Genomic DNA, 23,982 nt, shown 5'->3' with positions numbered 1-23,982 from the left:
GATGTTCGGCTGTATGAATAAGCTTTCCATGCTCGCGGCGGCAATGATGCTGCTCGCGAGTCACTCAGCAGTGGCGGCCATGGGGCCGTTCGAGATCTACGAACAGGCGTTGCGCAATGACCCGGTGTTCCTCGGGGCGATCAAGGAGCGTGATGCCGGCCTTGAAAACCGCGCCATTGGCCGTGCCGGCCTGCTGCCGCGCATCGGTTACACCTACAACAAGGGCCGTAACTCCTCGAAAGCCACCTCGCTGGATGAGCGCGCGCGTAATCGTACCGATGACCGCAACTACAGCAGTTACGGCTCGGCACTGACCCTGCAGCAACCGCTGCTCGATTACGAGGCGTATGCCGCGTATCGCAAAGGTGTCGCGCAGTCGTTGTTCGCCGACGAAAACTTTCGCGGCAAGAGCCAGGAACTGTTGGTCCGCGTGCTGGATAACTACACCAAGGCACTGTTCGCGCAGGATCAGATCGATATCGCCCAGGCGAAGAAGAAGGCCTACGAGCAGCAGTTCCAGCAGAACGAGCACATGTTCAAGCAAGGCGAGGGCACGCGCACCGACATTCTCGAGGCTGAGTCGCGCTATGAACTGGCGACCGCTGAAGAGATCGAAGCGCGCAATGAACAAGACGCGGCGCTGCGTGAACTGGGCGCACTGGTGGGCGTGCCGGCGGTGGATATCGGCGATCTGGCGCCGCTGGGGCAAAACTTCCAGACCTTCGCGCTGATGCCAGCCAATTACGACACCTGGCACGAAATGGCGGTGAGCAATAACCCGAATCTGGCCTCGCAGCGCCAGGCCGTGGAAGTTGCGCGTTATGAAGTGGAACGCAATCGCGCCGGGCATCTGCCGAAAATCAATGCCTATGCCTCGATGCGCCAGAACGAATCAGAAAGCGGCAATACCTACAACCAGCGCTACGAAACCAACACCATTGGTTTCGAAGTCAGCGTGCCGTTGTATGCCGGGGGCGGGGTGTCGGCGTCGACGCGTCAGGCCAGCCGCACCATGGAACAGGCGGAGTACGAGCTTGATGGCAAGACACGCGAGACGCTGATCGAACTGCGTCGTCAGTTCAGTGCGTGTTTGTCCGGGGTAAGCAAACTGCGCGCTTATCAGAAAGCGTTGAGCTCGGCGGAAGCGCTGGTGGTGTCGACCAAGCAGAGCATTCTCGGTGGCGAACGCACCAACCTCGACGCGTTGAACGCCGAGCAGCAACTGTTCACCACGCGCCGTGATCTGGCGCAGGCTCGGTATGACTATTTGATGGCGTGGACCAAGTTGCATTACTACGCCGGGACCTTGAACGAGCAGGATCTGGCGCGGGTGGATGAGGCTTTTGTGGTCGCTCACCAGCCCTCACCCTAACCCTCTCCCAGAGGGAGAGGGGACCGATCGGGGGATATTTTAGAAGTACGCCGACCTGATCGAGCGGCACCGAATCCCGACCGGGGTTTTCAGGTCGATGTATGACGCGAGACACCTCGGTCAGCTCCCTCGCCCTCTCCCTCGGGGAGAGGGCTGGGGTGAGGGGATGTGCTTTACCTAATCCACAATCGACCCAGGTTTTTCAGGTCGATGAATGACGCAAGACACCTCGGTCGGCTCCCTCTCCCTCGGGGAGAGGGCTGGGGTGAGGGGAACAGGCAACACCGCAAAAGAACCTGCATAAAACAATAAAAGTGAATGGTGAACATGGACGGACGTATCAAACCTATTTCGCTCGGCACCTTGCTGCTTGCGATTTCCGCAAACCCCGCTCAGGCGCAATACCTGGAACCTGGAAAATCCGGCGATCCGGCCAGTTGGCGCACTGCCGAATTCCTCCGTGACTGGGGCCTTGAGCGGATGCAGGCCGACAAAGCCTACGCGGCAGGATTTAGTGGCAAGGGGGTAAAAATCGGCGCCCTCGATTCTGGCTTTGACACAACTCACCCAGAGTTCGCCAGTGACCGCTATCACCCGGTGACGGCCACTGGCAGCTACGTCGATGGCTCGCCGTTCAACGTCGACGGCACCCTCAATCCCAACAACGACTCCCACGGCACCCACGTCGTCGGCACCATGGGCGCCTCGCGCGATGGCAGCGGCATGCATGGCGTGGCGTACAACGCGCAGATCTACGTCGGCAACACCAACAAGAACGACAGCTTCCTGTTCGGCCCCAATCCCGATCCGCGGTATTTCAAAGCGGTGTACGACGCGCTGGCCGATGCCGGCGTGCGCGCGATCAACAACAGTTGGGGTAGCCAGCCGCCAGATGTCAGTTACCGCACCCTCGCGGATGTGCAGAAGGCCTACGCCCAGCACTACAACCAGGGCACCTGGCTTGACGCGGCGGCCGATGTCTCGCGGCGCGGGGTGATCAACGTGTTCAGCGCCGGCAACAGCGGCTACCCGAATGCCAGCGTGCGTGCGGCACTGCCGTATTTTCAGCCGGATCTCGAAGGCCACTGGCTGGCGGTCTCCGGGCTCGATCAGAACAATCAGCAGAAGTACAACCAGTGCGGCATCGCCAAATACTGGTGCATCACCACGCCGGGCGCGAAGATCGACAGCACCGTTCCCGGCGGCGGCTACGGGATCAAGTCCGGTACCTCGATGGCGGCACCCCATGCGACCGGCGCATTGGCGCTGGTCATGGAGCGTTTCCCGTACATGACCAATCAGCAAGCCCTGCAAGTGCTGCTGACCACCGCCACGCAACTGGATGGTTCGGTGACGCAAGTGCCGAATGAACAAGTCGGCTGGGGTGTCATCAACCTGGACCGGGCGATGCGGGGGCCGGGGCAGTTGATGGGGGTGTTCAATGCCAATCTGGCGGCCGGACAGAGTGACGTCTGGAGCAATGACATTTCCGACAAGGCAGGCAAAGCCCGCGAAGATGAAGCACTCGCCGAGCACTATGCGTGGGAGAAAACATTCTTCAACAAGGCTTGGTACAACGGGCTTCCGGAGAATGCCAGCCAGCAGGACAAGACGGATTATGCGGTGGGCATGGCCCGCGACGCCGCATGGGAGAACAAGATACTTCAGGGTCGCCTGATCAAGTCCGGGGCAGGGAGTCTGTATCTCACCGGGAACAATACGTTCAGTGGCGAGACCATGGTCAACGGCGGTTTGCTGAGCGTCGACGGTACATTGACTTCGACGGTGACAGTCAATGACGGCGGTACTCTTAGTGGTACTGGTGTGGTCGGCGGATTGATCCTCAACCGCACCGGCCGCGTTGCGCCCGGCCACTCCATCGGCACGCTCAGCGTGATGCGTGACGTCCTTATGGGGGATCTTTCGACTTACGAGGTTGAGGTGTCGCCAACGAGCAGCGACCGAATCGTTGCCGAAGGCATGGCTGCCCCCGGTCTGGGTGCGGTCAGCGTGTCGCTGGAAAACAGTCCAACCCTGCTCAGTGCCGTCGAAGCGAGAAGCCTGCTCGGTAATCGTTACGTCATCCTGGAGGCGAAGAGCGGAATATGGGGCCAGTTTGGCAGTGTTCAACCGAACTATCTGTTCATCGGCGGCGTCCTCGATTACGGCGTCACCACCATTGAACTGAGTATCGAGCGCAACGCGACCTCTTTTGCCAGTGTTGGCCTGACCCCGAATCAGCGCGCGGTGGCGACGGCTGCGGAAAGTCTGGGCGCAGGCAACTCGGTGTATGAAAGCCTGCTGCTCTCGGAAAATGCCGCGTCTGCGCAACAGGCGTTCCAGCAACTGAGCGGCGAAATCCATCCAGCGCTGGGCACGATGCTGATCAACGACAGCCGCCAGTTGCGTGATGCAGTGGGCGAGCGTTTGCGCGATAACAATGCTGCGCAAAGCAATGGCTGGATCAAAGCCCTCGGCGCTTGGGGCTCGACCGATTCGAGCCACGACACAGCGGGCTATAGCACGTCGATTGGCGGTCTGCTGGCCGGTGTCGATGGCGCGCTGGATGAGCAGACGCGCATCGGTCTGGTCACCGGTTATAGCGACAGTTCGCTGAGCATGGGCTCGGGCACGCATTCGTCGGCCAAGGTCGACAGCTATCACTTAGGCGCGTACGCCGGCCGTGAAATCGGCGCGTGGCGCTTGAGCACCGGCGCGGCATACAGCTGGCATCGCGCCGATGTGAAACGCGATCTGCAATACAGCGACCTCAGTGCCAAACAGAAAACCAAGGTCGATGCCACCACCACGCAAGTATTCGGCGAAGCGGCTTATCGCCTGCACCTGCAACCACTGGCGCTGGAGCCGTTCGCCAACCTGGCTTACGTGCATCTGGACACTGAAGGTTTCACCGAGAAGGGCGACGCCGCGGCGCTGAAAAGTTCGGGTGATCAACGTGACGCGGTGCTGAGCACCCTCGGCGTGCGGGCGGTGAAGACGTTCAATCTGTCGACCCGGCAGGCACTGGATGTCAGCGGCCACCTCGGCTGGCAGCACAGCCTCAGCGACATCGATTCCGAGCAGCATTTGCGCTTTGCCAGCGGCGGCACGCCGTACGCGGTGGAGAGTTCGGCGCTGGTGCGCGATGCCGCGCTCGTTGGCGTGCAGGCCAGCCTGGCGTTGAGCAAGGACGTGCGCGTCAACCTTGATTACAACGGACAACTGGCCAATCGCGAGAAAAGCCATGGCGTCGGCCTGAGCCTGAACTGGCAGTTCTAACCCACGCTGATCGTTCCCACGCGGAGCGTGGGAACGATCAGAGCTGAAGAGACGGATTTTTCGCAACAACACTAAGGAAGGTCGCTGGATGAATAACAATAAAACCCCCGCGCAAACGGGTGGCCGCTTTGCCCTGAAATCCCTCACGCTCGCCGTACTCTGTGCAATCGGCACGGCACAAGCTGCGCCGTACGTGGAGAGCGGTCGCACGGGCGATCCGTCGAGTTGGCGCAGTGCCGAGTTTCAGGCCGATTGGGGTCTGGGCGCGATCGGTGCCGATCATGCTTACGCCGCCGGCTATACCGGTAAAGGCGTGAAACTGGGGATCTTCGACCAGCCGGTGTACGCCGCGCACCCGGAGTTTTCCGGCAGCAATAAAGTCGTCACCCTGGTCACCAGCGGAATTCGCGAATATACCGACCCGTACATCCCGGTCAAAGCCGGCGATGCGTTCCGCTATGACGGTTCGCCCTCGGTCGGCTCCGACGGCAAACTCGGCGCCCACGGCACCCACGTCGGCGGTATCGCCGCCGGCAGTCGCGACGGCGGACCGATGCACGGTGTGGCGTTCGGTGCGCAGATCATCAGCGCCGACAACGGTGACCCGGGTCCGGAAGACGGCATCGTTCGCGGCAACGACGGCGCGGTGTACAAGGCCGGTTGGGATGCGCTGATCGCCAGCGGCGCGCGGATCATCAACAACAGTTGGGGCATCGGCATCACTGACCGTTTCGACCTCGGCGGCCGCGATCCGGCGTACCCGCATTTCACCGTCAATGACGCGCAGTTGCAGTTCAACGAGATCCGCACACTGCTCGGCACCAAACCCGGCGGTGCCTACGATGGCGCGATTGCCGCCGCACGCAGCGGCATCGTGACGATTTTCGCTGCCGGCAATGACTACAACCTCAACAACCCGGACGCCATCGCCGGCCTCGGTTATTTCGTTCCGGACATCGCGCCGAACTGGATCACCGTCGCCGCGTTGCAGAAGAACCCGGACCTGGCCAGCGCCAACCCGTACATCATGAGCACGTTCTCCTCGCGCTGCGGTTACACCGCGAGTTTCTGCGTCTCGGCGCCAGGCACGAAGATCTTCAGCTCGATCATCGAAGGCACCAACGCCGACAACCTCACCACCGGCTACAAAAACTACAACGGCACCTCGATGGCCGCGCCGCACGTCGCCGGTTCCATGGCGGTGCTGATGGAGCGCTTCCCGTACATGACCGGCGATCAAGTCGCCACGGTCTTGCGCACCACCGCCACCGACCTCGGCGCGCCGGGCATCGACGCCTTGTACGGCTGGGGCATGATCAACCTGCGCAAGGGCATCGATGGCCCGTCGATGTTCGTCACTGAGCAAGACATACCGGCGGAATTCCGCATCGACGGCGCGTACGGTTCCGGCCAGTTTGTCGCCGATCTACCGGGCATCGGCGCGATCATCGATCAGGGCAAACCGACCGAACGCGTGTGCACCGACATCACCTGCGGCCTCGACACCTGGCGCAACGACATTTCCGGCCACGGCGGTTTGACCAAGCAAGGTATCGGCACGCTGGTGCTGACCGGCAACAACACTTACAGCGGCCCGACCCTGGTCAATCAGGGGCGTCTGGCCATTAACGGTTCGCTGCAATCGGCGGTGACGGTGAATGACGGCGGTATCCTCGGCGGCAACGGCCACATAGGCGCGCTGTCGGTGAACAGCGGCGGTACGGTGGCGCCGGGTAACTCCATCGGCACAATGAATGTGGCCGGTGACGTGACCTTTGCACCGGGTTCGACCTACGCCGTAGAGCTGTCGCCGACCAGCAGCGATCAGATCATCGCCACGGGTAAAGCGGTCATCGAAGGCGCCACGGTGAGCATGTCGCTGGAAAACAGCCCGACACTGCTGACCACCAACGAGGTGCAAAGCCTGCTCGGCACGCGCTACAACATCCTGCAAGCGGCCGGCGGCATTGAAGGGCGCTTCGGTCAGGTGTTGCCGGATTACGCCTTCCTCGGTGGCACGCTGGCGTACTCGGCCGATGGCATCCAGTTGGCCGTCGGGCGTAACGAGGCTTCGTTCGCCAGCGTCGGTCTGACGCCAAACCAGCGCGCGGTGGGCGCTGCGGCGGAGCGGCTGGGCGCTGGCAATGCGCTGTTCGAAACCCTGTTGCTGTCGCCGAATGCGGCGTCGGCGCAGCAAGCGTTCCAGCAACTGTCCGGTGAAATCCATCCGGCCATTGGCACGATGCTGATCAACGACAGCCGTTACCTGCGTGAAGCCGTCGGCGAGCGTCTGCGTGAGCGTGATCTGTTCAATGCCAGCGCACCGACTGACGATCGCAGCAACGCCTGGGTCAAAGTGTTGGGGTCGTGGGGCAAGAGCGATGGCGGGCATGACAATGCCGACTCCAACAGCTCCATTGGCGGCCTGCTGGCCGGTGTTGATGGCTTGATCGCTGAAGATACCCGTCTGGGTTTCGTTACCGGTTATAGCGACAGCTCGTTGAGCATGGGCAGCGGCACGCATTCGTCGGCGTCGGTCGACAGCTACCACTTGGGTGCGTACCTGGGGCATCAGATCGATGCGCTGCGGCTGACCGTCGGCGGCGCCTACAGCTGGCACCGTGTCGACGTCAAACGTGACCTGCAGTTCGGGGACGTCAGCAGTAAACAAAAGACCAAGCACGATGCCGCCACCACTCAAGTGTTCACCGAGGCCGCTTATGATCTGGGCCTGCAACCGATGAATCTGGAACCGTTCGCCAACCTGTCCTACGTGCACCTCAATACCGAAAGCTTCACCGAGAAGGGTGACGCCGCCGCGCTGAAGGGCGGTGAGGACAATCGCGATGTGGTGCTGTCGACCCTCGGCGTGCGCGCCAAGCGTTCGTTCGCCTTGTCGGATCAGCATCAGCTGGAACTGGGCGCGAGCCTCGGCTGGCAGCACAACCTGAACAACGTCGATGCTGACAGCCATCTGGCCTTTGCCAACGGCAACAGCGCGTTCACCGTGCAGGGCGTGTCGATGGATCGCGACGCCGCGGTGGTCGGCGTGCGGGCAGGTCTGGCGCTCAACCGCGATGTGCGGGTGAACCTGGATTACAACGGCCTGATCGGCTCGAACGAGAAGGACCACGGTGTGGGTCTGACCCTCGACTGGCAGTTCTAAAGCGTACCGGCAGCTCTGCACAGAGCTGCCGGTTTCTGAAGGAAGAGAGAGCACAACATGGGACTGTTCGATTATAAAAATGCCGATGGCAAAGCGTTGTACAGCGACGCCATCGCGCTGACGCTATATGCCTACACGCCGACCGGCAAGCCGCTGCCGGCCACCGCCTGGACGCCGCTCACGGCGACGGCGCTGGGCTATCAGGGCAAAGTCGGGCCGCAGGGCACGTTCTTCGGCGAGAAGGACGGCTTCACCAGCGCCGAGGCGGAAGTGCTCGGCAAATACGACGCCGCCGGCAAACTGATCGGCATCGGCGTGGCCTTTCGTGGCACCGGCGGGCTCGGTTACAGCGATACCTTCGGCGATCTGAAAAACAACCTGCTGGCCGCCATCGGGCCTTCGGATTACGCGAGCAATTACGCGAAAAACGCCTTCGACAATTTGCTCAAGGCCGTCGCGGCATTCGCCATTGCCAACGGCATCGCCGCCAAGGACGTCCTGCTCAGTGGCCACAGCCTCGGCGGGCTCGGCGTCAACAGCGTTGCCGAATTGAGCGCGAGCAACTGGGGCGGCTTCTACAAGGACGCCAACTACATCACCTTCGCCTCGCCCACCCAGAGCAGCACCGGCAATAACGTGCTGAATATCGGTTTCGAGAACGACCCGGTGTTCCGCGTGCTCGATGGCACCACGTTCAGCACAGCCTCGATGGGCAAGCACGACAAACCCCACGATTCGACCACCGACAACATCGTCAACTTCAACGACAACTACGCGTCCACCGCGCAGAACCTGGTGCCGTTCAGCATCGTCAATCCGCTGAACTGGTCGGCCCACAGCTCGCTGGGGTATGCCGATGGCTTGAATCGGGTCATCGATTCGAAGTTTTACAACCTGACGCATAAAGACTCGACGATCATCGTCTCCAATCTGGAAGAAGCGTCCCGGGGCAAAACCTGGGTCGAGGATCTGGGGCGCAGCGGTGAGCCGCACACCGGCAGCACCTTCATTATCGGCACTCAGAGCAACGACTGGCTCAAGGGCGGCGCGGGCAACGACTTCCTCGAAGGCCTGGGCGGCGATGACCGTTTCCGTGATGACGGCGGCTATAACATCCTGCTCGGTGGCCAGGGTCACAACACCTTCGAACTGCAGAAACCGTTGCAGAACTTCAGCTTCGCCAACGATGGTGACGGCACGCTTTACGTGCGCGATGCCTACGGCGGTATCAGCATGACCCGCGACATCGGCGCGCTGGTGAGCAAGGAATCGGGTTCGTGGTGGGGCAGCAAGGAAATCACTTGGGGCGTCACAGCCAAAGGTTTGACCAATGGCAGCGAGCTGACCCAGTACAACCACTCGCTCAGCGGCGATGGCTACGGCAATGCGCTGCACGCCACGGCTGACGGTGACTGGCTGTTCGGCCTCGGTGGCGATGACAAGCTGATCAGCGATAAAGGCCATGTGACCTTCGTCGGTGGCGCCGGTAACGACGTGATGACTGCCGTGGGTGGCAACAACACCTTCCTGTTCAGCGGCGCGTTCGGTTTCGATGCCATCAACGGTTATCAGGGCAGCGACAAACTGGTGTTCATGGGCGTTGAAGGCGCGGGGCAGGGCTACGACTACAAGCAACACGCGGCGCAGACCGGCAACGATACCGTGCTGAAGATTGGCGACTATGCCGTGACCCTGATCGGGGTGGGAGTGGCTAACCTGTCGGACTCGGCGTTCGTTTTCGCCTAAACAGTAATCCTGTAGGAGCTGTCGAGTGAAACGAGGCTGCGATCTTTCGATCTTGCTTTTAGGAGCAAGTCAAAAGATCGCAGCCTTCGGCAGCTCCTACAAAGGTCGCGTTAAAGAAGTGTTGTATCGAAATGCTCCGGGGCGTCCCCGTGGGGCGCCCTGGCTGTGAGCTATCTCTAACAATTCCAACAAGAGAGAGGCAATAGCAATGGGTGTGTATGACTACAAGAACTTCGGCACAGCCGATTCCAAGGCGTTGTTCAGTGATGCCATGGCAATCACGCTGTATTCCTACCACAACCTCGATAACGGCTTTGCCGCCGGTTATCAGCACAACGGTTTCGGCCTTGGCCTGCCCGCCACGCTGGTCACGGCGCTGCTCGGCGGTACCGATTCGCAAGGGGTGATTCCCGGCATTCCGTGGAACCCCGACTCGGAAAAACTCGCCCTCGACGCCGTGAAAAAGGCCGGCTGGACGCCCATCACCGCTTCGCAACTCGGCTACGACGGCAAGACCGACGCGCGGGGAACCTTCTTCGGCGAGAAAGCCGGTTACACCACCGCGCAAGTGGAAATCCTCGGCAAGTACGACGCTCAGGGCCATCTCACCGAGCTTGGCATTGCCTTTCGTGGCACCAGCGGCCCACGTGAAAACCTGATCCTCGACTCCATCGGCGACGTGATCAACGACCTGCTCGCCGCCTTCGGTCCCAAGGATTACGCCAAGAATTATGTCGGCGAAGCGTTCGGCAATCTGCTCAATGATGTGGTGGCGTTTGCCAAGGCCAACGGCCTCAGCGGCAAGGACGTGCTGGTCAGTGGTCACAGCCTCGGCGGCCTGGCGGTCAACAGCATGGCCGACTTGAGCGGCGGCAAGTGGGGCGGTTTCTTTGCCGATTCCAACTACATCGCCTACGCCTCGCCAACGCAAAGCAGTACCGACAAAGTGCTCAACGTCGGCTACGAAAACGACCCGGTGTTCCGCGCCCTCGACGGTTCGACCTTCACCGGCGCCTCCGTCGGCGTGCACGATGCGCCCAAAGTATCGGCCACCGACAACATCGTCAGCTTCAACGATCACTACGCCTCAACCGCGTGGAATCTGCTGCCGTACTCGATCCTCAACATCCCCACCTGGATCTCGCACTTGCCGACCGCGTATGGCGACGGCATGAACCGGGTGATCGACTCAAAATTCTACGACCTGACCAGTCGCGACTCGACGATCATCGTCGCCAACCTCTCGGACCCGGCGCGGGCCAACACCTGGGTGCAGGACCTCAACCGTAACGCCGAAACCCACAAGGGCAGCACGTTCATCATCGGCAGCGACGCCAACGACTTGATCCAGGGCGGCAGCGGCAACGATTACCTGGAAGGCCGCGCCGGCAATGACACCTTCCGCGATGGCGGTGGCTACAACGTCATCCTTGGCGGGCAGGGCAGCAACACCCTCGATCTGCAAAGCGCGGTGAAGAACTTCGACTTCGCCAACGACGGCGCCGGCAATCTGTACGTGCGCGATGCCAACGGCGGGATCAGCATTACCCGCGACATCGGTAGCATCATTACCAAAGAGCCGGGGTTTCTTTGGGGCCTGTTCAAGGACGATGTGACCCACAGCGTCACGGCCAGCGGCTTGAAGGTCGGCAGTAACGTCACCGCGTACGAGTCCAGCGTCAAAGGCACCGCTGGCGCCGACACGCTGAAGGCACATGCCGGTGGCGACTGGTTGTTCGGCCTGGAGGGCAACGATCACCTGATTGGTGGTACCGGCAATGACGTGTTTGTCGGCGGCGCTGGCAATGACCTGATGGAGTCGGGGGGCGGGGCGGATACGTTCCTGTTCAACGGCGCGTTCGGGCAGGACCGGGTGGTCGGTTACACGTCGAATGACAAACTGGTGTTTCTCGGTGTGCAGGGTGTGTTGCCGGCGGAGGACTTCCGTGCCCATGCCGCCACTGTTGGGCAGGACACGGTGCTGACGTTTGGCAACGATTCGGTGACGCTGGTCGGGGTGTCGCTTAATAGCCTGAGTGCTGACGGTGTTGTGATCGCCTGAGGTTGATGGGGTGCTGGTAAGGGCCCTTTCGCGAGCAGGCTCGCTCCCACACTGGATCTGTGTCGTTTGCAAATCCCCTGTGGGAGCGAGGCTGCTCGCGAAGAACGATAACTCGGTTTCAAAAGTGACTCGATGGCCACGACCTGACTCAAATCCCTGCGAAAACAGCAAGTGCGGCCTAAAGCCAGCACGTGCGCACACGTTCTACAGCTAGCCGCCATTGAGTACAGGAGATTCAAACGTGAAAGGTTTCAAGGGGTATGTCGGGTTCGTTGCACTGGCGCTGGGTTCGGCCAATGCCTGCGCCGATCTGCCTCAAAGCTCGATTCTGAGCCGTTACGGCGTTACCACCGACCAACTGCCGAGCCCGCCGAAAACCGAGGCGGTCGAACCGGTCGAAGAGAAGAGCCGCTTTCAGATCCAGCCCGAACAACCGTTCGTGACCCTGCGCCTGGGTGACGGTAAACAGCCGCAGACCACCGGCAATCTGAGCATCGATCGTATGGCGCAGCAGGATCTGGAACGCTGCCGGCGCTTGCAGGGGGAAGTGGTCAAGCGGGGTGGCACGTACATGCCTTGCGACGGAAGCCTGCCGGGTATGCCGACTTTCGAATAACACGCGATGATTGTTCCCACGCTCTGCGTGGGAATGCCTCAACGGACGCTCCGCGTTCGGCTCTGGATGGGACGCGGAGCGTCCCGGGCTGCATTCCCACGCAGAGCGTGGGAACAATCGACACGAGCGAAACCTAGTCTTCTTCGCGCACGGTCGCGACCTCATCAGCACGGACCTTCACCTTGGCTCCGGAAATATCCTCGAACTCATAGAAGCCATCCTTGGTTTTGGTCTTCGGCATGTCCTTGGTCAGATACTGGGTGCCGTTCTGCAGAGTGACCACCGTCGGGGTCGAGCAACCGGCCAGTGTCAGCGCCGCAGCGATGGCGAAAGGGATGCCCAGTGATTTGATTTTCATACCCACCTCTAAATCCTCATTCGATGTGATGCCGAGCATTGTCGGCCCTCTAACGCGGTTGGTGCCATCCCCGAGGGAAAAGTTCGATGGCCCGGCGAAAAAATGCCATTGATCATTTTCCGTTTGCGCCGGGCAGGACACAGCTGGTATCTGTACGCATAACCAGTACTCGTTCGCCATGGCCCAGAATTCCCGTGACTGCCAATCCCCTCGACGATCCGTTCTATTACCTTAACAACTTCCGGCAAGTACTTGATTGGCTTGAGCTTCGCTATGCCGATGTGATGAGCGAAGCGGAACATGGGTTCATTCGCGACTTCAAGGCCTTGCCTCGCGCCTCGCAGGGTTTGCTGGTACGGATGGTCATGCGCAAGGGCGTGCATTTTCGTGCCGGCAAACTCAATTACGTTGAAATCGGTGACATCGCCGAGGCCGCGCAGCCGTTGCTGGGGCACGGCTGGATCGACGAACACGCGCCGCTGGCCCTCGCCGAATTGTTCGACGTGTTGCTCAAGGCCGAGATCCTGCAAGCCTTTGCAGCCTTCATCGAGCAGCCCAAGGGTCGCAAGGACGATTGGCTGCCGGTACTGGCCGAGCAGTTTGCTGACACTCGCAGCCTGCGCGACTGGGCGCCGCTGCTTGATGATCGTTTGTTCAGCCTGACCATCATGGACTTGTGCGACCGCTTGCGGCTGATGTTCTTCGGCAACCTGTATCAAGACTGGTCGGAATTCGTTCTCGCCGACCTTGGCATCTTCACCTATGAAAAAGTCGAATTCTGCGCCGACTCGCGGGGCCTGCGCAGTCGCGCAGACGTCGACGCCTGCCTGTTCCTGCACAACTGCCAATTGCGTTTCGAGGCCGGTGAGCCGCTGGACACCATCGTCGCGCAGGTCAGTGCCTTGCACTTCGACAACCCGTGGCTGCAACGCCGGCGTGGCAAGGTGTTGTTCCAGATCGGTCAGTATTGCGAGCGCATCAGCGAATTTGCCCTGGCCCTGAGCATTTACCGCGACTGCGCCTATCCTGGCGCCCGTTTGCGCATGATCCGCGTGCTCGAGCGCAGCGGCGAATACCCGTTGGCGCTGGAACTCGCCACACTGGCAGAACAGGCACCGGAAAGTGCCGCCGAGCAGCAGGGCCTGCAACGGATTCTGCCAAGGCTGCGGCGCAAACTTGGTGGCCCGCCACTCAAGCGCACAGCGGCCAGACCGGTCGAGCGGCTGGACCTGCAATTGCCGCGCAGCGATCCCGCGTTGTCCGTGGAGTATTACGTGCAGGCGCACTTGCACGATGATGACGGCCCGGTGCATTACGTGGAAAACAGCCTGATCAATTCGCTGTTCGGCCTGCTGTGCTGGCCGGCGATCTTTGCGCCGTTGCCCGGGGCGTTTTTTCACCCGTTCCAGCGTGGCCCGGTGGACCTGCTCAACGAAGACTTCCAGCAACGCCGCGCCGAGCTGTTTCAGGCGTGCCTGAGCGAACTCGACGACGGCCGCTATGTCGCGACCATTCACCAGCGCTTTGTCGACAAATGGGGCATCCAGTCGCCGTTCGTGTTCTGGGGCGCGGTGAATGAACAACTGTTGGAACAGGCGTTGGCCTGTCTGCCCGCCGAACATCTCAAGCACTGGTTCAACCGTTTGCTGCTCGACATCAAGGCCAACCGCGCCGGCATGCCCGACCTGATCCAGTTCTGGCCGCAGCACAAAACCTACCGGATGATTGAAGTGAAAGGCCCCGGCGATCGCCTGCAGGACAACCAATTGCGCTGGCTCGAATTCTGTCATCAACACCAGATGCCGGTGGCCGTGTGTTACGTGCAATGGGCGGATCAGAGCGCTTGAGCTACAGCATTGCCGTGCGCGCACTGTGTGAGTTCACCGCCAAGACCGGCGACCTCGACCTGCGCTTCACTCCATCCCCCACGGCGCTGGAAGGCATCGCCGGCCACCGCACCGTGGCCTCGCGGCGCAGCGAAAAATATCAAAGTGAAGTGGCGCTGGAAGGCGAGTTCCGGCAATTGAAGGTCAAGGGCAGGGCGGACGGTTACGACCCGGCGCAAAACTGCCTGGAAGAAGTCAAAACCTACCGTGGCGACCTGAGCAAGCAACCGGCCAACCACCGCCAGTTGCATTGGGCGCAGGCGAAGATCTATGGCTGGTTGATGTGCCGCAAGCTCGAACTCGAACAGATCAATCTGGCGCTGGTGTATTTCGACATCGTCAGCGAGAAGGAAACCTGTCTGGTCGAGGCGTTCAGTGCAGATGCGTTGAAAGCTTTTTTCGAGCAGCAATGCACGCTGTTCCTGCAATGGGCCGAACAGGAAATGGCTCATCGCGAGGCGCGCAATCTCGCCGCACAACAATTGGCGTTTCCCCATGCCGATTTTCGTCCCGGTCAGCGGCATCTGGCCGAGTCGGTGTTCAAGGCCGTCAGCACCGGACGCTGCCTGATGGCCCAAGCCCCGACCGGTATCGGCAAAACCCTCGGCACGCTGTTCCCGATGATCAAGGCTCTGGCGCCGCAGCAACTGGACAAGGTGTTTTTCCTCACTGCCAAAACACCGGGGCGCAAATTGGCGCTGGATGCCAGTCAGGTGTTGTTCGATCAGTCACCAGCCTTGCCTTTGCGGGTGCTGGAAATGGTCGCCCGGGACAAGGCTTGCGAACACCCGGACAAAGCCTGTCACGGCGAATCCTGCCCGTTGGCCCAAGGTTTTTATGATCGCCTGCCAGCCGCGCGTGAGGCAGCAAGTCGAATCCGCCTGCTCGATCAAGCGGCCATGCGCGAGGTCGCCGCGCAGCACGCGGTGTGCCCGTATTATCTGAGTCAGGAGATGGCCCGTTGGGTGGACGTGGTGATCGCCGACTACAACTATTACTTCGACTTCAGCGCGATGCTGTTCGGTCTGGCCCAGCTCAATCAGTGGAAAGTCGCGGTGCTGGCGGACGAGGCGCATAACCTCGTCGAACGTGGCCGGCAGATGTACAGCTCCAGTCTTGATCAGTTCACCCTCGGCAGCGTGCGCAAAACCGCGCCGGCGGCGCTGAAGAACGCGTTGCAACGGGTCAACCGTGAATGGAACGCGCTGCATGCGCCGCAATTGGCGGCGTATCAGGCGTACGACAAGGCGCCGGAAAAACTCCTGCAAGCGATCTCGCTGTGTTGCGCGGCCATTGGCGATTACCTCAATGACCACCCGCAGGGTCTCGATAGCGCCTTGCAGAACTTCTACTTCGACCTGCTGCAATTCGCCCGGGTGGCCGAGCTGTACGACGAGCATTACCTGTTCGATATCAGCAAGCGCGACCTCGAGCGCAAAAAGCCGCTGTCGCAATTGTGCCTGCGCAATGTTGTGCCGGCCGCGTTCATTGGCCCGCGCCTGAAAGCGGCGCGCAGCAGCGTGCTGTTTTCCGCGACCCTCAGTCCGCGCCATTATTACGCCGATTTGCTCGGCACGCCCGCCGACACCGTGTGGATCGACGTTGAGTCGCCGTTTTGCGCCGAGCAGTTACAGGTGCAAATCGTCAGCCGCATCTCGACGCGTTTCAACCATCGTCAGGCCTCGCTGGAACCGATTGTCGAGCTGATCGCGCGGCAGTTCAGCGAGCGCCCCGGCAACTATCTGGCGTTTTTCAGCAGCTTCGATTATCTGCAACAAGTGGCGTCGTTGCTGGCGGAGCGTTATCCGCACATCACCCTCTGGCAGCAATCGCGGGGGATGCTCGAAGGCGCGCGGCAGGCCTTTCTCGACCAGTTCACCGCACACAGCCAGGGCATCGGCTTTGCTGTGTTGGGCGGTGCGTTTGGCGAAGGCATCGATTTGCCCGGTGCGCGGCTGATCGGCGCGTTTATTGCCACGCTGGGGTTGGCGCAGTTCAATCCGGTCAATGAACAACTCAAGTACCGCATGGCCGCCATCTTCGGTGCTGGTTACGACTACACCTACCTGTACCCCGGCGTGCAGAAAGTGGTGCAGGCCGCCGGACGAGTCATCCGTACCCGCGAGGATCGCGGCGTGGTGATGCTGATTGACGACCGCTTTGCCGAGAGCCGGATCAAACAACTGCTGCCGCGCTGGTGGGCGATCAATCATGAGACGGCCGCTTCCCAATTCGCTGGATTGCCGCATACTTCCGATCATGACAATGGCTGGTGAGTGTGATGAGCGAGAAAAACAAGACCGCGGCGATCGAAGAGATGCGTTTTCGTCTATTGATCGATGCGGTGGTCGACTATGCGATCTACATGATCGATCCCGACGGCATCATCACCAGTTGGAATTCCGGCGCCAAACGCTTCAAGGGTTATGAAGAGGCGGAAATCCTCGGCGAACATTTCTCCCGCTTTTATACCGCTGAGGATCGCGCCGCCGGTCTGCCGCAACGGGCGCTCGATACCGCGATTCGTGAAGGGCGCTTCGAAGGCGAGGGCTGGCGGGTGCGCAAGGATGGCACCAACTTCTGGTCGCACGTGGTGATCGATCCGATCATTGATCCCGACGGCAAGCTGCTCGGCTTCGCCAAGATCACCCGCGACCTGACCGACCGCAAGATGGCCGAGGAAACCCTCAAGCAAAGCGAACAGCAGTTCCGTTTGCTGGTGCAGGGCGTCACTGATTATGCGATCTACATGCTCAGTCCCGAAGGCCGGGTCAGCAACTGGAACCAGGGCGCGCAGCGAATCAAGGGCTATCTGCCGGAAGAAATCATCGGCCAGCATTTTTCGATCTTTTATACCCCTGAAGATCGCGAACTCGGCGAGCCGCAGCGGGCGCTGGAAATCGCCACCCGCGAAGGCCGCTTTGAAAACAAGAGCTGGCGCATGCGCAAGGACGGCACGCGGTTTCTCGCTCATGTGGTGGTCGATGCGATTCGTGGTGACACCGGCACGTTGCTCGGTTTCGCCAAAATCACCCGCGACATCACCGAGGCCCACCTGGCGCAGCAAGCGCTGGAGAAAACCCGTGAAGCGCTGTTCCAGGCGCAGAAGATGCAGGCCATCGGCCAACTCAGCGGCGGCGTTGCCCATGACTTTAATAATCTGCTGACGGTGATTCTCGGTAACCTCGAGATCGTGCACAAACGCGTGGGCGATGATCCGAAAATCAGCCGCCTGCTGGAAAACGCCACTCAGGGCGCATTGCGCGGTGTGTCGCTGACCCAGCGCATGCTGGCGTTCGCTCGCCGTCAGGAACTGAAGACCGAGTCGGTGGATATTGCGCAATTGGTTCAGGGCATCACCGGGTTGCTGCGTAGCTCCCTCGGGCCGGGCATTCGTATCGATACGCGGTTTCCCGAAGATATCGAGCCGGTGCTGGCCGACACCAATCAGTTGGAGTTGGCGTTGCTTAACCTGGCAACCAACGCCCGCGACGCCATGCGAGATGGAGGTACGGTGAGCATCACTGCCGAACCGCAAGTGGTGCTTGAGCTGGGGCATTCGGACCTGCCAGCGGGGCGTTATGTCTGCCTCAGCGTAATCGACAGCGGGGAGGGCATGGATGAGCACACGCTGGCGTCGGCCAGAGATCCGTTCTTCACCACCAAAGGGCTGGGCAAGGGCACCGGACTGGGCCTGTCGATGGTCCACGGCTTCATGGAGCAACTCGGTGGCCGTTTCATCCTCAAGAGTGCAAAGGCCCAAGGCACTACGGCGGAACTGTGGATTCCGGTGGCCGTTGCGGGCATGGCCAACAAGCCGCCGCTGCCTCACGCCGAGCCGGTGGTGGTGCCGAGACTGAGCGTGCTGGTCGTGGATGACGATTCGCTGGTGTTGACCAGCACCAGTCTGCTGCTCGAAGACCTTGGCCATCGGGTGGTCAGTGCGACGTCCGGTGCGCAGGCGCTGGCGTTGTTCGATCAGGGCGAAGTTATCGACCTGATGATCACCGACATGGCCATGCCGCAGATGAGCGGCGCACAACTGGCACATGCCGTGCGCGTGCTCAAACCGGACCTGCCGATCATCCTGGCCACCGGTTACGCCGAGCGTCTGGAAGGTTTTGCCGCGCAACTGCCACGGCTGCCCAAGCCGTTCACGCAAATGAATCTGGTGGCAATCATTGCTCAGTCGATGAAAAAAAACGTCGGTCAATCCGTCTGAACTTGCGCGCCAACGGGGACTTCTAAAGGTTTTCCCCACCCCGGAGCATGCACTTTTTGTCTCGCATACTGACCGAGCCCACTGCTGAAGAAACTCTGACCGAACATAACGCCAAAATGTTCGGCTCACCCAAGGAACGGCTGGATTTCTATCGGCGGGAGATCCAGTACGAAACCAGCATCCTCGCCAACCGCACCGACGCCTATCTGGCGGCGCAATCGTTTCTGGTGATCGCCTTTGCGTCCTGCATGGCCAACCTCAACCCGGAGTGGGGCAAGTTGTTCACGCTGGTGGTGCCACCGTTTCTGGCACTCCTCGGGTTGCTTAGCTCGCTGAACGCCTGGCCGGGGATTCGCGCGGCGTACGACATCATCGATCACTGGCATTTCAAGCAGAGCCACTTGCTCCACAGCGAACCGCTGATGGGCCTGGCGTATGACGAGTCGCCGCTGTTCAGCGAGATGGAGTCGAGCCACAAGGGTTATCGCAAGTCGCTGCTGTTTTCGGTACGCACGCCGTGGATTTTTGCGACGTTTTGGGTGTTGCTGGGGAGTTATGCGGTGTTTATTCAGGTGACCAATCCTGGGGGGTGATGGGCAGCTCTAGAAGAGCCCGGCCTATGTGGCCGGGCTTTTTCATTCGCTTGGATTTTGTGTTGCCATTCAGATCGATCCCCCTCACCCCAGCCCTCTCCCCCAAGGGGGCGAGGGGGAAGGGAGCAGATTTTTGTGCTGTTCAAAATCTGCGTTCGGCTCGGTACCTCAGGCCAAAGTCCGCGTTCAACTCGGAATCTCAGGTCGGCGTACCTCAACCATCCACCTCGGTCAGTTCCCTCTCCCTCTGGGAGAGGGCTAGGGTGAGGGGATGTCAAGGTTTGCACCGTAGTGAGCCGGTCCTCGTCGTATTCAATAATCCGCGTTCGACTCGGTACTTCAAGTCGGCGTTTCCCGACCATTCACCTCGGTCAGTTCCCTCTCCCTCTGGGAGAGGGCTAGGGTGAGGGGCTTTTCTGCCTCACTCCACAGTTTCAAGCTCTCGACGCAGCGCCATCGAGTTTTGCGAAGACATCGGAATCGGCGGGAAGTCCTCGTTCAAGACACACAAATGGTCGATGGCATCTTCAAACATCAAATCGGCTTTCTTGCGCAGCGCTCGGTAGTGCTCGAATTGTTCGATGTCCAGATGTTCAACCTCAAGCAGCGCATTGGCCGCTCGATTGAGGGTGTGGGCGTTATCGAACAATTGACGATTACGTTCCAGAGCCAGTGCTCTGCAAGCCTTGATTTGCGCAGGAGTCGAGCATTCTTTCATGACCGTGACCTTTTTCTTCAAGGATTCCGTTTCATAGGCGTAGCGCCGCAGGGGAACCGAACCTGCCGGGCCTCGCCGGACGTATCCGGCGAGGGGTTATGCTTGTGACTGCCGGTGATTAAGCAGGGATCCATTTTTTTACAGAAAAATGTTCGATCAATTAGTCGATAAAACTCGGGATTAAAAATCAGGATTTTTGTTTCTTGTGCTGCTCATAGCGAGCGAGGATCGGTTGTGTGCTGATGCCATGCAACAAAATGCTCAGCGCCACCACCGACAAGGTCAGGTCGGTACACAAGGTGGCGACGCTATCGGTCAGCCCGTGATTCAAGCCGTAAAACAGATAGAACAGGCTACCGATCCCGCGAATGCCGAACCAACCAATCAACAGCCGTTGGCGTCCCTCCAGCAATGCGCCCCAAGGCATCAACGCAACGCAGGCCGGGCGGATCAGGCAGAACAGCACGCCGCCCACCAGTAACGCCCGCCAATCCCAATGCGCCACTAGCACCACGCCGAGCAGGGTTACCAGAAACACTTCCATGGCGCGCTCGACCAGACCGCCGAATGACAGCATGTCGCCCATCATGATGCCGGCGGCGACCTGGTCACTCTCCAGCCGTTCAGTGTCGCCGTGCACCGCGTGCTGCGGCTCGACGTTCTGGTGGCCGACCACTGGTTGCACCAGATGCTCGGCGGGTGGCTGCCCTGCGCCGGTGGATTTCACTTCGACCTGACGCAGGCCCAGCCCGGCAGCAAACACCGACAGAAAGCCATAGCCGCCAATCGCCTCGGCGACGACATAGGCCAAGGCGATCAGTGACAACGCCAGATAGTCATTCGGACTGAGCGTGCTGTCGTCATTGCGGATACGTAGCGAAAGCGTCACCCGACCGATACCGCGCCCCATCCAGTAACCGGTGAGCAATCCTGCGGGCACCGCCCACAACAAGCTGCGCAAGACCCAACCCTGCCACTCGGCGGCAGAGCCATCGCCGTGGATCAACAACAAGCCGAGAATCACAAACGGAAAGGCCACACCGTCATTGAGCCCGGCCTCACCCGACAGGCCGAAACGCACGCTGTCGACATCCCGCGCATCGTTGACCTGCACCAGCGCCGCCAGCACCGGATCGGTCGGCGCCAGAATCGCGCCGATCAACAGCGACGGCCCCCACGGCAAACGCAATGCAAAATGCAGCAGCAGACAAACTCCGGCGATGGTCAGCACCATCACTGGCCCGGCGAGGCCAAAGGCGATTCGCCAACGTTTGTCACGCAGCGGCAGGCGCAGCTTCAGGCCGCAGACGAACAGGGAGAAGAGCACCGCGACTTCCGTCAGGTGTTCCATCCACAGCGAGGCATTTTCCAAGGACAGTTTCAACAGATCGAGGCCACTGGGGCCGATGCCGATCCCCAGCAGCAGACAAACCGCCGAGGTGGTGACCGGCATCCAGCGCAGGTACGACGACGTCAGTGCCAGGGTCAACAGCACGGCGCCAAGCACCGCCACCCACACGATAAAACTCATGATCTGCCGCCCTCAGTGATTAATGACGGCCGCCCGCAGAGACCCTTTAGCTTCTGACGCCGCCCCTGTAGGAGCTGCCGCAGGCTGCGATCCTTTGACCTTGTTTTTAACATCCTAATCAAAAGATCGCAGCCTTCGGCAGCTCCTACAGTGCGTTTACTCACAGCATCGGTTTACCACCGGTCACGCCATAGCGCTGGCCGGTGATGTAACTGGCTTCGTCCGAGGCCAGCAGCACGTAGATCGGCGCCACTTCAACCGGTTGCCCGGGGCGGCCGAGCGGGGTGTTGCCGCCGAAGTTCTGCACTTCTTCATCGGGCATGGTCGAGACAATCAACGGCGTCCAGATCGGCCCCGGTGCCACGCAGTTCACGCGAATCTCTTTCGGCCCGAGCATCTGCGCCAGACCGCCGGTGAAGTTGGCAATCGCGCCTTTGGTGGTGGCGTAGGCGAGCAGGGTGGGTTTGGGCATGTCCGAGTTGATCGAACTGGTGTTGATGATCGACGCGCCGGCACGCATATGTTTGATCGCGGCCTGACACAAGCGGAAGATTGCGGTGATGTTGACGTCGAAGGTCATCACCCATTCCTCGTCGGGGATTTCTTCGAAGGTTTCGTGGGTCATCTGGAACGCGGCGTTGTTGACCAGCACATCGATGCGGCCGAAGCGTTCAACGGTCTTTTCGACCAAGGCCTGGCAATGGGCTTTTTGCGCGATGTCGCCCGGCAACAGCAGGCATTGGCGCCCGGCTTGTTCGACCCAGCGCGCGGTTTCTTTGGCGTCTTCATGTTCATTCAAGTAGGCGACGGCAACATCGGCGCCTTCACGGGCGAAGGCAATTGCCACGGCGCGGCCGATGCCGCTGTCGGCGCCGGTGATCAGGGCGATCTTGCCGGCCAGCCGCCCGGAGCCGACGTAGCTTTGCTCGCCGCAGTCGGGGTAGGGCTGCATTTTGCCTTGCGCGCCGGGCACGGCTTGGGCTTGTGCGGGGAAGGGTGGTTTTGGATAGTCGGTCATCGCGGGTCTCCGAGGTCTCAGGGCAGGTATGGGCGGTTGACCCGGTGTGTTTGCCGTGAGTTCGATCGGATTTACGCAGGTCTTCAGACTGAATAAAGAACCTGGGGAGCTGGCTTGCCAGCGATAGCAATGTATCAGTCGACATTAATGTTGAATGTCAGACCGCTATCGCTGGCAAGCCAGCTCCCACAGGGTTTAGTGGTGTTTTCAGGTGTTGCGCTGAGTCAGGGCACGCTCCATGCGGGCGATGCCTTTTTCAAGCAACGAGCGCGGGCAGCCAAAGTTCAGGCGTACGAACTGCTGGTGTTGATCGCCGAAGTCCAGACCCGGGCTCAGCCCGACTTTGCCCTGCTCGAGGAAGAACTGCTGCGGGTTGTCCAGGTCCAGCGCCGAGCAATCCAGCCAGGCCAGATAGGTGCCCTGCGGCACGTTGATGGTCACGCCAGGCAAGCGGCTGCGCACCGCTTCAACCAGCCAGTCGCGATTGGCTTGCAGGTAGGTTTTCAGCTCGGCCAGCCACGGTCCACCTTCGCTGTAAGCCACGCGCGTGGCTTCCATGCCCAGCGGATTGACGCTGTCGACCATGCCGCAACGGGCGTGGTTGACGCGTTCGCGCAGGGCGGTGTTCTGGATGATCATGAACGAGGTCTTCAGGCCGGCAATGTTGTACGCCTTGCTCGCCGACATCAGGGTGATGGTGCGCTCGGCGATCTCCGTGCTCAGCGACGCGGTCGGAATGTGCACGCGACCGTCGAAGCACAGTTCGGCGTGGATTTCGTCGGAGATGATCCAGGCGTCCTGCGCCGCGCAGATATCCGCCACCGCTTGCAGTTCCTCACGGCCAAACACCTTGCCGATCGGGTTGTGCGGGTTGCTCAGCAGCAGCGCGCCGCCACCGTTCAGCGATTCACGCAACACGTCCAGCGGCGTCAGGTAAGTGCCGTCAGCCTGCGCGACGAATTCCAGCTCGACCTTGTTCAACCTCCAATGCCCCGGCGCGTGGCGCAGCGGCGGGTAGTTTGGCACTTGCACCACAACGTTCTGCTGCGGCTGCACCAGCGCCTTCAAAGCCATGTTGAAGCCCGACTCGACTCCCGGCAGGAAGATCAGCTCTTGCGGTTTGACCTTCCAGGCGAACTTTGCCCAGAGGTCGGCGACGATGGCTTCACGCAAGTTGTCCTGCGCCACGCTGTAACCCACCAGCGGATGCAGCAAACGTTGCTGCAATGCCTCGATCACCACCGGTGGCGCGGCGAAATCCATATCAGCGACCCACATCGGCAACACATCGGCCGAATAGCGGCTCCACTTGGTGCTGCCGGTGTTGTGGCGGTCGAATACCTGATCAAAATCGAAAGTCATGCGCGGTCTCGTGAAGGCGGGATTGGTCCTGCGGGCATGATAAACCCATGTCC

General features: G+C 60.6%; 15 protein-coding genes. 10 read left to right on the top strand and 5 right to left on the bottom strand.

Annotated elements, in window-relative coordinates:
* The first annotated feature begins 1 nt into the window (after position 1).
* The 6 genes from CKW38_RS16540 (at position 2) to CKW38_RS16515 (ending at position 12,241) form a co-directional block, all read left to right on the top strand.
* Complete coding sequence (locus CKW38_RS16540) at positions 2-1,372, top strand: TolC family outer membrane protein (RefSeq protein ID WP_007914891.1); 1,371 nt, start codon at positions 2-4, stop codon at positions 1,370-1,372.
* 318 nt (positions 1,373-1,690) lie between these two features.
* Complete coding sequence (locus CKW38_RS16535; protein ID WP_371857967.1) at positions 1,691-4,651, top strand: autotransporter domain-containing protein; 2,961 nt, start codon at positions 1,691-1,693, stop codon at positions 4,649-4,651.
* 88 nt (positions 4,652-4,739) lie between these two features.
* On the top strand, positions 4,740-7,817 hold the full coding sequence (locus tag CKW38_RS16530) for an autotransporter serine protease (RefSeq protein ID WP_095113288.1): 3,078 nt from the start codon (positions 4,740-4,742) through the stop codon (positions 7,815-7,817).
* A 57-nt stretch (positions 7,818-7,874) separates the two neighbouring features.
* On the top strand, positions 7,875-9,563 hold the full coding sequence (locus CKW38_RS16525) for a polyurethanase (protein WP_095113287.1): 1,689 nt from the start codon (positions 7,875-7,877) through the stop codon (positions 9,561-9,563).
* 208 nt (positions 9,564-9,771) lie between these two features.
* Positions 9,772-11,625, top strand: coding sequence for a polyurethanase (locus tag CKW38_RS16520; RefSeq protein WP_095113286.1), 1,854 nt, complete (start codon positions 9,772-9,774; stop codon positions 11,623-11,625).
* Between the two features lie 241 nt (positions 11,626-11,866).
* Positions 11,867-12,241 carry a hypothetical protein gene (locus CKW38_RS16515; RefSeq protein WP_095113285.1) on the top strand — a complete coding sequence of 125 codons (375 nt, stop codon included), beginning with the start codon at positions 11,867-11,869 and terminating at the stop codon, positions 12,239-12,241.
* A 133-nt stretch (positions 12,242-12,374) separates the two neighbouring features.
* On the opposite strand, the gene CKW38_RS16510 is transcribed toward CKW38_RS16515, so the two are convergent.
* On the bottom strand, positions 12,375-12,599 hold the full coding sequence (locus tag CKW38_RS16510) for a YgdI/YgdR family lipoprotein (RefSeq protein ID WP_042705060.1): 225 nt from the start codon (positions 12,597-12,599) through the stop codon (positions 12,375-12,377).
* A gap of 194 nt (positions 12,600-12,793) precedes the next feature.
* Here CKW38_RS16510 and CKW38_RS16505 point away from each other — a divergent pair, with 194 nt between their 5' ends.
* The 4 genes from CKW38_RS16505 to CKW38_RS16490 are packed head-to-tail and all read left to right on the top strand — an operon-like array spanning position 12,794 to position 19,300.
* Complete coding sequence (locus tag CKW38_RS16505; RefSeq protein ID WP_095113284.1) at positions 12,794-14,446, top strand: VRR-NUC domain-containing protein; 1,653 nt, start codon at positions 12,794-12,796, stop codon at positions 14,444-14,446.
* Entirely contained in the window at positions 14,443-16,761 is a 2,319-nt protein-coding gene (locus tag CKW38_RS16500) for an ATP-dependent DNA helicase (protein ID WP_095113283.1), read from the top strand. Before CKW38_RS16505 ends, CKW38_RS16500 begins: the two co-directional genes overlap by 4 nt.
* A 5-nt stretch (positions 16,762-16,766) precedes the next feature.
* The gene (locus CKW38_RS16495) at positions 16,767-18,707 is read left to right on the top strand and encodes a PAS domain-containing sensor histidine kinase (protein WP_095113282.1); all 1,941 of its coding nucleotides are present in this window, start codon (positions 16,767-16,769) and stop codon (positions 18,705-18,707) included.
* Positions 18,708-18,763: 56 nt separating this feature from the next.
* Complete coding sequence (locus CKW38_RS16490; protein WP_007914867.1) at positions 18,764-19,300, top strand: hypothetical protein; 537 nt, start codon at positions 18,764-18,766, stop codon at positions 19,298-19,300.
* A gap of 421 nt (positions 19,301-19,721) precedes the next feature.
* Here CKW38_RS16490 and CKW38_RS16485 read toward each other — a convergent pair whose 3' ends face one another.
* From CKW38_RS16485 to CKW38_RS16470, 4 genes are all read right to left on the bottom strand, one after another.
* Positions 19,722-20,018, bottom strand: coding sequence for a hypothetical protein (locus CKW38_RS16485; RefSeq protein WP_095113281.1), 297 nt, complete (start codon positions 20,016-20,018; stop codon positions 19,722-19,724).
* 187 nt (positions 20,019-20,205) lie between these two features.
* A complete protein-coding gene (locus tag CKW38_RS16480; protein WP_095113280.1) occupies positions 20,206-21,549 on the bottom strand; it encodes a sodium:proton antiporter in 1,344 nt (447 codons plus the stop codon).
* Positions 21,550-21,709: 160 nt separating this feature from the next.
* Complete coding sequence (locus tag CKW38_RS16475) at positions 21,710-22,567, bottom strand: glucose 1-dehydrogenase (protein ID WP_095113279.1); 858 nt, start codon at positions 22,565-22,567, stop codon at positions 21,710-21,712.
* Positions 22,568-22,774: 207 nt separating this feature from the next.
* Positions 22,775-23,929 (bottom strand): MalY/PatB family protein, encoded by a 1,155-nt coding sequence (locus CKW38_RS16470; protein WP_095113278.1) that lies wholly within the window; start codon positions 23,927-23,929, stop codon positions 22,775-22,777.
* Positions 23,930-23,982 lie beyond the last annotated feature (53 nt).

Origin of the sequence: Pseudomonas sp. Irchel 3H7, assembly GCF_900187605.1 — a bacterium.
Classification (GTDB): Bacteria; Pseudomonadota; Gammaproteobacteria; order Pseudomonadales; family Pseudomonadaceae; genus Aquipseudomonas.
This window is presented reverse-complemented; position numbering and strand designations above follow the sequence as displayed.